Source organism: Dictyobacter halimunensis (assembly GCF_036245075.1).
Map to the genome: position 1 here is coordinate 864,569 of NZ_BSRI01000001.1, position 13,260 is coordinate 877,828.

The 13,260-nt window shown below is 50.9% G+C and carries 9 protein-coding genes; 6 read left to right on the forward strand and 3 right to left on the reverse strand.

Translation table 11 applies throughout. The features are described 5' to 3' along the window. Positions 1–23: 23 nt before the first annotated feature. Positions 24–1,193 carry a glycosyltransferase family 9 protein gene (locus AABA21_RS03645; RefSeq protein ID WP_338247625.1) on the reverse strand — a complete coding sequence of 390 codons (1,170 nt, stop codon included), beginning with the start codon at positions 1,191–1,193 and terminating at the stop codon, positions 24–26. A gap of 470 nt (positions 1,194–1,663) precedes the next feature. Between AABA21_RS03645 and AABA21_RS03650 the strand changes: the two genes are divergently transcribed. From AABA21_RS03650 to AABA21_RS03660, 3 genes are all read left to right on the forward strand, one after another. Then, positions 1,664–2,695: an acyltransferase domain-containing protein gene (locus tag AABA21_RS03650; protein ID WP_338247626.1), complete on the forward strand. Its 1,032-nt coding sequence runs from the start codon at positions 1,664–1,666 to the stop codon at positions 2,693–2,695. 256 nt (positions 2,696–2,951) lie between these two features. Continuing rightward, a complete protein-coding gene (gene ppsA / locus AABA21_RS03655) occupies positions 2,952–5,567 on the forward strand; it encodes a phosphoenolpyruvate synthase (protein WP_338247627.1) in 2,616 nt (871 codons plus the stop codon). Between the two features lie 140 nt (positions 5,568–5,707). Beyond that, entirely contained in the window at positions 5,708–6,049 is a 342-nt protein-coding gene (locus AABA21_RS03660; RefSeq protein WP_338247628.1) for a hypothetical protein, read from the forward strand. A gap of 79 nt (positions 6,050–6,128) precedes the next feature. Here the strand turns inward: AABA21_RS03660 and AABA21_RS03665 are convergent, their stop codons facing one another. After that, entirely contained in the window at positions 6,129–8,576 is a 2,448-nt protein-coding gene (locus tag AABA21_RS03665) for a LuxR C-terminal-related transcriptional regulator (protein WP_338247629.1), read from the reverse strand. 941 nt (positions 8,577–9,517) lie between these two features. Between AABA21_RS03665 and AABA21_RS03670 the strand changes: the two genes are divergently transcribed. From AABA21_RS03670 to AABA21_RS03680, 3 genes are all read left to right on the forward strand, one after another. After that, entirely contained in the window at positions 9,518–10,303 is a 786-nt protein-coding gene (locus tag AABA21_RS03670; RefSeq protein WP_338247630.1) for an AfsR/SARP family transcriptional regulator, read from the forward strand. 87 nt (positions 10,304–10,390) lie between these two features. Then, complete coding sequence (locus AABA21_RS03675) at positions 10,391–11,104, forward strand: DUF2461 domain-containing protein (RefSeq protein ID WP_338247631.1); 714 nt, start codon at positions 10,391–10,393, stop codon at positions 11,102–11,104. A 24-nt stretch (positions 11,105–11,128) separates the two neighbouring features. Next, complete coding sequence (locus AABA21_RS03680) at positions 11,129–11,458, forward strand: TfoX/Sxy family protein (RefSeq protein ID WP_338247632.1); 330 nt, start codon at positions 11,129–11,131, stop codon at positions 11,456–11,458. Between the two features lie 132 nt (positions 11,459–11,590). On the opposite strand, the gene AABA21_RS03685 is transcribed toward AABA21_RS03680, so the two are convergent. Next, complete coding sequence (locus AABA21_RS03685) at positions 11,591–13,195, reverse strand: MFS transporter (RefSeq protein ID WP_420917092.1); 1,605 nt, start codon at positions 13,193–13,195, stop codon at positions 11,591–11,593. Positions 13,196–13,260: the final 65 nt, after the last annotated feature.

A 13,260-nucleotide genomic window follows, 5' to 3' on the forward strand; every position in this document is an offset into this window, starting at 1 on the left:
TGTCTCCTCCGGCCGAGAAAAGATTAAAGGCTCAACAGACCTTGAGCTGCTGTAATAACTTCGTCGGTGGAGACGCTGCTGACAAGGGAAACGCTATGATCACACTGCTCACGGGAGCGATCACATCCACAAACAGGACAGTTGGCTTGCCATGAGACTAGAGGGACGTGGCGTAGCCTGGAGAGCGGAGGAGCCGTGATGGCATTTAAACACCAGTAAATGCCGACCGTGCGGGCACCAACCGCGTGCGCGAGATGAAGGGGCCCGGTATCGTTTGAGACGACCACCCGGCTACGAGCAAGCAATGCCGCTAACCCACCAAGAGAAAGGCGTCCACAGAGGTTAGAACTTTCCACATGCATAGCCTCTTGCACCCGGTCAACCGTTTCTTGCTCATCATGCGTCCCGGTAAGAACGATGTGCACATTCTGCTTCGCCAGGACATCTCCCACGCGGGCAAAATTTTCAGATGGCCAGCGACGTCCTGGATCAATTGCGCCTGGATGCAAGATAGCCAGTGGCCGGCTATCCTCCGGCAAAACGCTCCTGGCTTCAACCCTATCTTGCTCAGTAACGACGACATGAGGCTCAATATTGCATGTTTGCGTGCCAGCCAGCGCGACTACTTCCAGGTAACGGATATATTCTGACTGGAGAACATGATAAGGAATCCAGCGATCAAGAGGGATGGCATCTTCGGCTTTTGAACCAATGGTGACCCTGGCTCCAAGCTTTTTCACGAACGGGTTAGAAAAACGACCCCCCCCACGAAACTGGCAGGCCAGATCAAAACCCTCCTGCTGCATGGTCTGAAGAAAACTGTTGATCTGCTCCTGATCTGTCTTTTCCCCAGGCTCGACACTTACCCCATCACAGAGTGGAACCACAATTGCCCGATCAACCGGAGAAGGACGCTGGCTCAGAAATGCCGCAGTCCAGGGAAGCGTGAGAAGCACCAGTTCCGCCTGAGGATAGGCCGCGCGTAGAGCTTCTAATGCTGGCAGGATAAAGATGAAATCACCAAGCCTGTTGGTACGCAATACAGCGATTTTCCGCACATCTGCGATACGCTCACCACTGAATGTTTCGGTTCTCCTGGTCGTCTGAGGTCTGCTATCGAACGTGTGCTCTATCCACGCATCAGATTTTCCATTGAAGGATTTCTCTGTATTCCAGTTTGCCTGAGGTGACATCAGCTCAGCGCCCCTTTGCCAGCCAGATTGGAGCTTTACGTATTTTCCTCATATGGTATTATTGCCTCTCTTCATCTTTCATTGAGCGGAAAGAATCTATCTGCAGAAAAAATTCTATCTTATGAAGATAATACGTTCTTTCCATGTGAAAAGAGGACAGGGGCCTGTCGCCTTTGTCCGTGACAAGCCCCTACCCCACGACGTTCTAGCTGGCAAGGTTTGCAGCACCGTAAAGCCTTGCTATGTTACTCTCCACAAACAAACGGTGCGTAACGTGTCGGCGCCTGCTCAAAGGGAAGACAAAGAAGTTTGACAAATATACTCATGTAGATTAACCTCTATATACGTTAAAGGTACATACTTTATTATTTTTTCATTATCATAAAGGGATCCATGCAGCTCTCTGTGGCGTTAAACCTCGACAGAGGAAGGAAGAAATGCTGGATGCTCAACGAACAGGAGAAGTTGCTATGTTTGGGAGGGATCTTGATGCGGTATCAGTACGCGCTCGGCTTGGGCTAGGTGATGACTTTATCCCCTGGCTTGAGGAACTGGAGTCGGTCGGGGCGCTAACGCCTCCAGCCCGGCTACCCGATACGCATGAGGCAGGCAACGTGCTCGCTCGTCTGGGTGTGTCGCCGGAGGACGCTGACGCGATCATTGACGCATGGCTCACACAGGATCAAACACCAGAGCTGTGGTGGCTCTTGCAACGCTGCCATCAGCAACTTATTTCACAGATGGGCGAACCGTATCCATCCCCTCGCTGCCAGTGGCCGCTCCTTCCATCGCATCTGGGAGCATCGGGCAGGCTCTTCTACGTGTATGTATTTCTGTCGGCACTTCCCTCCATACGGCAATGGCACCGCGAACACGGCATTGCTGACGATGTGTCCTGGGCCACCCTTGCTGACCTTGGTGAGCACATCGCCATCCATCGACGAATCTTCGGAACCGCGGGCCTCGACGTCCCCGAATGGATCATTCACCACTTTCGGGGAGTGCTCTATCGGCTCGGTCGACTCCATTTCCACCGAGGGCGGCTCTCTCCTGACTGGCCAATCTATCATAACGCAATCAGCAACGATGTAGCCGGATCAAGACTGATCCCTGGTGCTCCGGCCCTCTCCATTCACATCCCGGAGTCTGGCGGACCCATGACCCCCGCCATCTGCGACGAGTCGTTCAGACAGGCGCTCGATTTCTTCGCCCGCCACTTCCCTGAAGAGGAATACCGCTTTGGGCAATGTTCGTCCTGGCTCCTCGACCCACAGCTTGCCAACTATTTGCCGTCCACGTCCAACATCGTCCAGTTCCAGCAGCGATTTCACCTTGTGCCGGGCGGTTGGAATGGCAATCAGGACGTCATGCGATTTGTCTTTCGGCGGGTCACCCCATCACTGGATGAGCTGCCTCAACGCACAACGCTTGAGCGAGTCGTTGTCAAGCATCTACGGGCGGGACAGCATTGGCAGATCCGTTCTGGCTGGCTGGTCCTCTGAGAGATCCCGCGCTAAAGCAGCAGGGATGAGAATGGGGAAGAATGTTCGCGAGAGCAAGGGGACGGTATGGTTTCTGAAGCCCAAAAACAAGCACATGTATCTCCACTTTTATTGTAACACCTCTTGTCTACTCGCACACTGCCTTTTTGGACGATTTTTTTTGGCGTTCCTTCCCCTATACTCAAGTGGATGTAACCTGGTCCGCAGGATGTCATCACCACGATCAAAACAGGAATTGACAGGAGAGGGAAAACATATGAGTTCCTATGTGCTTGGTTTTCAGGACATTGACAAAACAAAACTCATGCTTGTCGGGGGGAAAGGCGCGAACCTGGGGGAACTCTCCAGGATTGCAGGCATACACGTACCAGATGGTTTTTGTCTTTCTACCGAAGCCTTTAAACGAATCATCGGGGAAGCGTCGTCGCTGAACGAATTGCTTGATCAGTTATCGCTGCTTAAGGTGGAAGATCGCGATAAAATCGGTGAACTGAGTGCTAAGATCCGCAAGGTCATTGAAGAGATCGCCATCCCCCAGGATATTGCTGACGAGATCGCCCGTTTCCTCTCTCTGTTTGGTGAAAAACATGCCTATGCAGTACGGTCCAGCGCAACTGCGGAGGATTTACCGACGGCCTCCTTTGCCGGCCAGCAAGATACATATTTGAACATTATCGGCCAGGAAGCCATCCTCAAGCATATCAGCAAGTGCTGGGCATCGCTCTTTACCGATAGAGCAGTCACGTACCGCATTCAAAACGGCTTCGACCACCGTAAAGTCCTGCTGTCTGTGGTTGTGCAGAAGATGGTCTTTCCGCAGGCGGCAGGCATTGTGTTTACAGCCGATCCCGTCACTTCTAGCAGGAAAGTAGTATCTATTGATGCCAGCTTCGGACTTGGTGAGGCTCTGGTCTCTGGCCTGGTCAATGCTGATAGCTATAAAGTGCGCAACGGCAAAATTATCGCGAAGAAGATATCCACCAAGAAGCTGGCTATCTATGCCTTACAGGATGGCGGTACGCAAGGGCAGGAGATTGAGCCTGAATGGCAAAGCAGGCAAGCACTGACGGATGAGCAGATTTTGCAGCTTGAGCGCATAGGCAGAAAGATCGAAGCACATTTCGGTTGCCCCCAGGACATCGAATGGTGCCTGGTTGATGATACATTTTCTATTGTTCAAAGCCGGCCCATCACGACGCTATACCCCATCCCCGAAGTGAATGATCACGAAAATCACGTGTATATATCTGTTGGTCATCAACAAATGATGACCGATCCCATGAAACCATTGGGGATATCTTTACACCAGTTAATAGCTGCTCGACCCATGTATAAAGCTGGTGGAAGGTTGTTTGTTGATGTCACACAACAACTGGCCTCCCCTGTGAGCAGAGCAATGATATTAGATGCCATGGGCCAACACGACCCACTCATAAAAGATGCCCTTATGACCATCATCGAGCGAGGAGATTTCATACCATCGCTCCCAGATGAGAACAAAGAACCGGGTCCGGCTCAAAGCAAAACAGGTACGCCGCCTGCAGCTTTTCAAGTACCATTCGAAAACAATCTGACTATCGTTTCCGATTTGATGAAGCGGAGTCAAGCATCGGTAGACGAGTTAAAACACACCATCCAGACAAAATCAGGATCAGATCTCTTTGATTTTATCCTTGAAGATATCCAGCAATTAAAAAAGATCGTATTTGACCCGCAAAGTTCGGCTGTGTTTATGGCCGCTATCAATGCCTCCGCATGGATCAATGAACACATGAACATGTGGTTAGGTGAAAAAAACGTAGCAGACACGCTTTCTCAATCGGTTCCCAACAATATTACGTCGGAAATGGGGCTAGCGCTATTGGATGTCGCGGATGTAATTCGCCCGTATCCGGAAGTAATTGCGTATTTACAACAGGCACAAGACGATACCTTTTTGGATGGACTGGTGAAGTTTCCTGGTGGACAGGAAACCCGGGACGCAATCTCTGCTTTTCTTACCAGATACGGTATGCGCTGTGCCGGAGAAATCGATATTACGAGGCCTCGTTGGAGCGAGAAACCAACGATCCTTGTCCCCATGCTTCTCACGAACATCAAGAACTTTGAGCCCGGTGCCAGCCAGCGAAAATTTGAGCAAGGAAGACAGGAAGCCTTGAAAAAAGAACAGGAGATATTAGAGCGATTGAAGCAATTGCCGGATGGTGAACAAAAAGCCAGCGAGACACAACGCATGATCAACCTGGTCCGGAACTTCATCGGCTACCGTGAATATCCAAAATACGGCATCGTAAGTCGCCATTTCGTGTATAAGCAGGCGTTACTGAAAGAAGCCGAACAACTCGTACAGGCCAACGTTATTCATGAACAAGAAGATATCTACTACCTCACCTTTGAGGAACTTCACGCAGTCGTACGCACACAGAGACTGGACCCCCAGCTCATCAGCAAGCGAAAAGACGAGCACACATTCTATGAAAAGCTCACCCCCCCACGTGTAATCACGTCTGATGGTGAAATCGGTACAGGTGCGTACAAACGGGAACATCTTCCAGCCGGCGCACTGATAGGTCTCCCTGTTTCTTCCGGAGTCATAGAGGGACGAGCACGTGTCATCTTAACCATAGAAGATGCTGATCTAGAAGAAGGAGATATATTAGTCACCTCCTTTACTGATCCGAGCTGGACACCATTGTTTGTATCCATCAAAGGCCTGGTCACCGAAGTTGGTGGACTGATGACCCATGGAGCAGTTATCGCGCGTGAATATGGCTTACCAGCAGTTATCGGAGTAGAAAGTGCGACCAGGCTGATAAAAGATGGGGAGCGAATTCGCGTCAATGGAACAGAAGGCTATGTAGAGATCGTCTAGCTATCTTTTTCCTGATATACTTTTCCTATACTGCCATACAGAATTGGCTGGTCAGCAGCAACAATGCGGCAGAAAAAGCTACAAACACCTTGAGTACATCAGTGGTTGCAGTTGTCAAAAGACAAGAAAGGTACACATTCATGGATAACTCAACATCCACACCAGAAGAGCGCTTCGCACTCATAGTCGGGGAATTGCTCAACGAACCAGGCGTTACTCCACCAACGCCTGGACGCGCCTTTGGTTCGTCAGGACTCAAAGTTCATCAAAAGATTTTTGCTATGCTTGCTCAAGAGAAACTGGTTGTTAAACTTCCAAAAACGCGCATAGATGAACTTGTAGCCTCTGGTGCGGGAGAGCGTTATGATCCTCGCCATAATGGCCGGGTTATGAAGGAATGGATTACCATAGACCCGGGTTCATCTGTTGACTGGCTACCTTTAGCACAGGAAGCACTTGAATTTGTAGGCCGGAAACCATAAGGAATGTCGATAAGATATTCCCAAAAAGAATTGGCCTGTATCTAAAGATGCTTTTTACTATTAAAACAAAAGGCAAATCTCATACTAAGTCATGTTCTATAGCATAGCGTGTTGCGGCACTACGGGAGGAAACATTTAACTTACTATAGATTGTGCGCACATGGGTATTGACCGTGGCCGTACTGATGGCAAGCCGTTTCGCAATGCGAGCGCTGCTCAAACCTTCTGCGAGCAGGCGCAACACATCATTCTCTCGCGCTGTCAGTTCCTCAGAGGACCGTGCGGGGATTAGCTGAGACTCAAGTCGGGATGATAGCTGTTCTCGGGTGAGAGCGCGCCCCTCATGTGTCGCGACGGCGAAGGCCTGGGCTCCAAGCTGTGTGCGCACAACATTCATCGCGTCAGAATAGAGTAGCTTTGTTCCCAGAACAGTGGTGAGCCATCTATATGGTCCCAATTCAGAAAGACTTTCTCTCTTCTTATACAGGTCTCTTGCTTTTCCCCAGAGACATGCCGACCATGCATATTGCTTTTGCAGTGCCGCAATAACCCCTACTCCTAGCAGACAAACGGCGAGGGACAAAACGCTATCCGTCTTGATGATGGTCCTGGTAATGGTTATGCTCTCCTCATACAATGCCTGGACATCAGCATCGTTTCCCTGCGCTTCAGCAAAGAGTGCCATAGCATACAACGCTCTTATCATCGCGTAGGGTTCTTCAGTCTGCCGACTGAGGGCAAGCCCTTTTTTTCCCAACGTATATGCCTGGAGGTAATCGCCTTGAAAATGGAAACTGTAGGCCAGTATCAGGAAAGCCTCTGAAAGCAGTCCGATATATGGTGTATCTTGCAGCACCTGAATGCTCTCGTTGGCCAGCGTGCTGGCCGAAGCATACTGCTCCTGCAACAATGCTTCAATGCCCTCAATGATACTGTTTCTGGCCGCGTCCCATCGGTGATCGGCGGTCTCGAAAAGGTTCTGCGGACTTTCGGCAAGCATCTCTGCTTGCGCCCAGTTATCTCTACAGTATCCAAGCATAACAGCGGTATGCAATGCCTGGACCGTTGTATCGGCTTTCAACCGGGTAGTACTTTGCTGATATTCCAGGACCTGCCTGAGCCAGCGGTGCCCTTCCGCGGCATGATTTTGTGAGCAGAAAATCGTCCATAGCCTCTCGCCCATTTCAAGAGCCCCTTCTGCTCTCTGGGATGAAAGGAACCAGCCAAAGGCCACGCGGAAATTATCAAGCTCCCTCTCTATCCAGTAGTGCACCTCCGTTCCCGGCGTGCTAAGTTCCATATCCAGGGTTCTTGTAAGCGCCAGGTAATATTCGGCATGTGCCTGACTGATCTCTTCTTCCTCACCGCTATGCCGCAAACATTCTGCGGCGTATTCTCGAACCGTCTCTAACATAGTAAAGTAGGACTCTTGCTCGCCCATTTGTGGTTCTCGCTGGAGCAAGCTATGATTGAGCAGGGACGTGAGCGTGTCCAGAATTGGTTCATCCTGCCAGCCTGTAGACTGGCTAATGGCTTCAATCGCCTGCAGGGAGCAGCCACCAGCAAAAACAGAGAGGCGACGAAAGAGACGCCGTTCCTCTTGTGTGAGGAGATGATAGCTCCACTCCATCGCCTTACGCAACGTCTGATGTCTTTCAGGGGCATCGCGATTTCCATTCGTCAACAAAGACAACGGACGCTTGAGCCGCTCCAGAAGACTTTGAGAAGAAAAAAGCTTCATGCGTGCCGCCGCCAGTTCAATCGCCAGTGGAAGACCATCCAGGCGCACGCATATTTCAGCGATCGCGTACGCATTCTCGCTGGTTAGCGCGAAATCCGGGCAGGCCGTGTGTGCCCGCTGTAGAAAGAGGGAGACAGATGCGATCTGCGCGAGGTCCTCACAGGGAGGAAGACAGGTCAGGTTGGGAAGAGCCAGGGGCGCCACATAAAACTCCCGTTCCCCCCATAAACACAAAACGGTACGGCTGGTAATTAATATCTTGAGTTGAGGGCAGATCGCGAGCAGTGACTTTAATAGAGGGGCCGCTTCGGCGATATGTTCAAAGTTATCAAGCAGCAGCAGAAAGTGTTTTTCTCTCATTGCCGCCTGCATCTGCATAAGTGAGTATCGGTCTTGCTCTTCATCGAAGCCCAGGGCATGGGCGATGGTGGGAAGCACAAGATCGATCGTACAAATAGAAGCCATAGGAACAAAAAGGACCCCATCGGCGAATGCAGAGGAACTCTCGGCAAGTACCTGCAAAGCCAGGCGCGTTTTTCCCACCCCGCCTGGTCCTGTTAAAGTCAATAAGCGCACATCTGGTTGCTGCAGGAGAGAACAGATCGCTTCCACCTCCCGCTCACGCCCAACTAATGGGGTAAGAGGGGTCAGAAGATGCTGTACCGAGAACAATTGAGATGGAGGACGTAAAATCTCTCTCTCCTCCGGTGAAGAGTGCTGAACAATCTTCAAGTATGGCGCTGTTGCAAAGGGCTGATGAGGATTATAATAGTGCTCTTTCTTCATACACCGCTTCTCCTTAAACAGGTGAGATTATCTTCGTTTTTGTTCAGTCAACAAATATAGAAGGCCAGGAGAAATATGCTCCTCTGGGTTCCAGGGCTTTGTTTGTTTCTTCCAGACACATATGATGGTCATGGTAAAACAGATCCAGACATCATGAAGATGTTCCAGCGCTATCGCCAGGCTGCGTGCAGATAGAACTGGCGACGATCAGCTATGCAAGCGAGTCATATGAAAAGGCTCCTCACCGAGCTCCATATGAGCTATATATAAGGTGTACCAGTATAAAGCAATGCTCAGGGCTTTATAGCACAGCCTCTAAATTAAAATGATAGAATCAGTCTAATAATATAGACGATAGTCAACGCGAAAATTTTAATATTAAATTACAATAGTAAATATTAGGTGGAAACACTGCAAGCACATTATCAACCTGGCAACATCATGGAACCCCCAGCAGATGCGTTACGTTACGTCCCCCTCTAGCTGCCTGCGCCAATAATAAACCTGGACAGGCTCGAGCATTAAGTAAAGCTATTCTACCTAAAATTGATGATGCGTGAGCAGTGAGTTATTCTGTTTACAAATCATCAGTTCTGATGTTGTGCATTAATCAGCTGATCACTATACTTATCAATAGATTAAAACATTGGAATGTATATCCTATTATGTCACATTGAAAATCATTCGCAGCAACAGAATTCCAATGTTCTTTTCTATAGTGATCTGCATATTGGCACTCGTAATACGGATCTTAGCACTTCTTGAATAAGTGAGCCTGTTAGCTCCCTTCTCCAGGTAGAGAGGAAAATATGGTAATACGTGTAGAAACTAGTATGCGGCAAATGCCACAGCAACATCTTCTTGATAATACAAATAACATACACGAACAAACTACCAGCCTCGAGCATCAACAAGTAGCAGGTGGGTCTCCCGACGTATCGATGAAACGACAACATAGCACTCCTCTCCCCGAATTAAGTATTACCTGCTTTGGACATTTTGAAATCAAACGAGCAGGGCAACCAGTTACGCTCTGCCCCAATCGCAACGCGCAAGCTATACTCCGCTACCTGACAGCCCAGGCAGACTACAAGGCATCCGCGGAAAAATTGGTAACAGTGGTCTGGCCCGAAGAAGAGCTAGAGGCGGTTCAAAATAAACTACATATCGCTATCAGTGCCTTGCGTCGTTCACTGCACGCCGGGCTGTCGCCTCGAACAGAGCCCGGGTATCTTGTCTGCAAACATCGCACGTACTCGCTGAACCCGGTGGCGACCATCCGCACGGATGTAGGGGAGTTTCTCCATTACTACCAGATGGGACAACGGGCAAGCTCAGAGCGGGTGACTTTCTATGAAAAGGCCTGCGGCTTATATAAGGGTCCCTTCTTACCTGAGGATCTCTATGCCGATTGGTCATTCCCTCTCCGTGAGCAACTCAAGCATACCTACCTCACGATGTGCCGGGCGCTGGCAACCCATTACCTCCAGAGCCGCGCTTATGAGGAGGCAGCCACATGGTCAACCAAAATCATCGCGCAGGACCCCTGCGATGAGGTTGCCCACCGCCAGCTTATGCAGATCTATACGGCCCAGGGGTATCGCAGTGAAGCCATCCGGCAGTACTATCTGTGCGAACGCGTGCTGCATCAGGAACTAGGGGTCCAGCCGATGAAGGCAACCACCCAGCTTTTTCACAATCTTCTCAAAGGCGAATTTTCCGCGTAGCTGACGCGACGTCCGTGCCCGGTTCGGGAAACCATAGCTTTATGCGTTTCCCGCCCGTTATGAAAAGACGAAGGAGACAAAAAGAGCATGAGCATTTTCCAGGGTTTTCCTCCAGAAGCATTTACGTTCTTCGCAGGGCTGGAAGAAGATAACTCTAAAACATACTGGGAGGCGCATAAGGCAATATGGGAGGAGAAAGTCTCTGCTCCCATGCAAGATTTCCTTACCGAGCTTGAAGCAGATTTCCCTCCATTCCGTCTATTTCGCCCCAATCGGGATGTCCGTTTTTCCAAAGATAAGTCGCCCTATAAACTATGGATCGGGGCGACCAGCGAGGCAGTAGACCAGGGAGGCACTGGCTACTACATACGCCTGGGGGCATCAAGCCTGTGGCTTGCCTGTGGCATACACACCATGGCCAAAGATCAGCTTGAGCATTTTCGTGCCGCGATCGATAGCGATCTCTATGGGTCCCAGTTTGAGGAGATCGTTCATACGCTCTCGCAGGCGTCTTTATCCGTCACACCGGGACGTGAGGAGCCACTGAAATCAGCACCCCAGGGGTATGCCAAAGATCATCCGCGCATCAATTTCCTACGTTGGAAGGGGGTAATCATGGTGAAGGAATTCAATCGCGCTGAAGATTGGTTGCAAACGCCACAGGCCGTCGAATATGTCAGGGACGCCTGGCACGCGGCGGAGCCCCTCAAAGATTGGCTAGATAAACATGTCGGACAGAGCCAGGAGCCACGCGAAAAAGCTAGCTCCCGATCTCGCAAACCTCTCTCTGCCAGGCGCTAATCAGGAAAGGATGGTTTACTTCCCATGGCATACAGTGAAACACTCGCTGATGAAATCAGGCATGCACTTGCTCATCTTCCAGCTGTACGAGAACAAAAAATGATAGGTGGGCTCTCTTTTATGGTAAATGGAAAGATGTGTGTCAGCGTCTTTGGAGACGATGATGTGCTGCTTCGATGCGATCCGGCCGTGGCCGATGATCTGGTTAAAAAAGGAGCAAGCTACGCTGAGATGAAGGGGAAACCCATGTCAAAGGGATGGCTTCATATACGCAGTAGCGATATGCAGAATCAGGAAGACCTCGACTACTGGATTGGCGCTGCTCTCGATTATAATAAGAAAATAGCGCAATAAAAACAGACAGATGATATGGGTGTGGCCGCGCCAGCGACCATACCCTTTTTTATAGAGTGCATGGGTTGCGTATTCACGCAAATGCACTCTATAAAAATCCTTGAACACTACAGGGGGCGAATACGCCCCTGTCTAGTCTAGCTCAGGTGTTGCCAGGGCTTCTGCGCGTGGCGTTGCTGGTACGCCAGCCGCCTGCTTGCTTTTAGCGGGGGCTGGTTGTTGCCGGATCAGCAGGCCGACCAGCACAGCGGTGACAAGCATGCAGATAGCCGCGATCAGGAATGCTCCATGCAAGGAGTCGACAAACGCCTGATTGATGGCCTGGTGGAGTTCCGCAGGAGACAGCGGGAGCTGCAGTTTCTTTAACGCGGCGGACCGGGCTGCCTGAGCACCGGCACTGGCAATCTTACTGGCAATGCTCGCGCTGGTTGACTTGGGAACGCCCCGCTGCACCAACTGGGAAACGATGTTATCTCCGAAGCGTTGCACGACAAATGCTCCCAGCACAGCCGTACCTAACGTGACCCCCACCTGGCGAGAAGTGTTGAGGATGGAGGAGCCCAGACCCGAGTGGGCAGCCGCGGTATTAGACAAAACAACAACCGTCAGGGGAGCGAAGATGAAGCCGATACCGGTACCCAGGATAGCCAATCGCCACCAGAGCATAGAGTAGTCGGTCGTTGGCTCCAGTCCCATTAAGAGCAGCAGTCCTACCGCGGCCAGCACTGTTCCCAGGATAATGGGCGGCCGTGGTCCGAGGCGATGGGTGAGGCGACCGGCCATCGGAGAGAAGATAAACATACCCACGGTAATCGGCAGCAGGCGAACACCAGTATCCAGGGCCCCCTCTCCCTGCACGGATTGAAGGTACTGCGTCAGGAAAAACATAGCTCCGATAATAACAAAACCAAGAAAGACCGCGGACAGATTCGCGATCGAGAAACGGATATTGGCGAATAACTGCAATGGCAGCATCGGCTCGCGTACACGGCTTTCAACCAGCAAGAATGCTATTAACAACATGGCCGCAACAATCAGCAGCCCCAGAATCAACGGGGACGTCCATCCCTGAGAGGAGCTCTGAATCAAGGCCATAATCAAGCAGGTCAATCCGCCAACGACCAGCACCTGGCCCGGATAATCGATACGCTGGGCGTTCGGGTTGCGAGACTCGATGAGAAGCGGCAATCCCAATGCCAGCGCCAGCACTCCAAGGGGCAGATTCACGAAAAAGATCGCCCGCCAATTGGAAACCTGGATAAGCAGTCCACCCACTAATGGACCAGCAGCCACAGCCAGGCCGGAAATACCGGTCCAGATGCCAATAGCCTGAGCCCGTGCGCGTGGCTCGGAAAACGTTGAGACCAGCAGCGAAAGGCTACCTGGAGAAAGCGCCGCCGCCCCTATCCCCTGCATGACACGACCAACAATCAGCCAGTTGAAGTCTGGTGTAAAGCCACAAAAGGCCGAACCGATCAGGAACAGTACCAGGCCGATCAGGAAAAGGCGCTTGCGCCCAAAACGATCACTGAGCGAGCCACCGGTCAGCATTAACGCGGCAAAAGATAATGTATACGCATCAACGGTCCACTGCAGATCCGACAGTTGCGCATGCAAGTCAGCCTGCATCGTTGGCAGAGCGACAAGCACAACAGAACTGTCCAGCAGGACCATGAAAAATCCCAGGCACGTTACGACCAGCGTAATAACCCGGATAGATTGGGACACACTCTTCATATGCTCCTCTTTTCTAGAGATGTACAAGACTAACGATCAAGTACCAATAGGGCAGGAGCCCACAA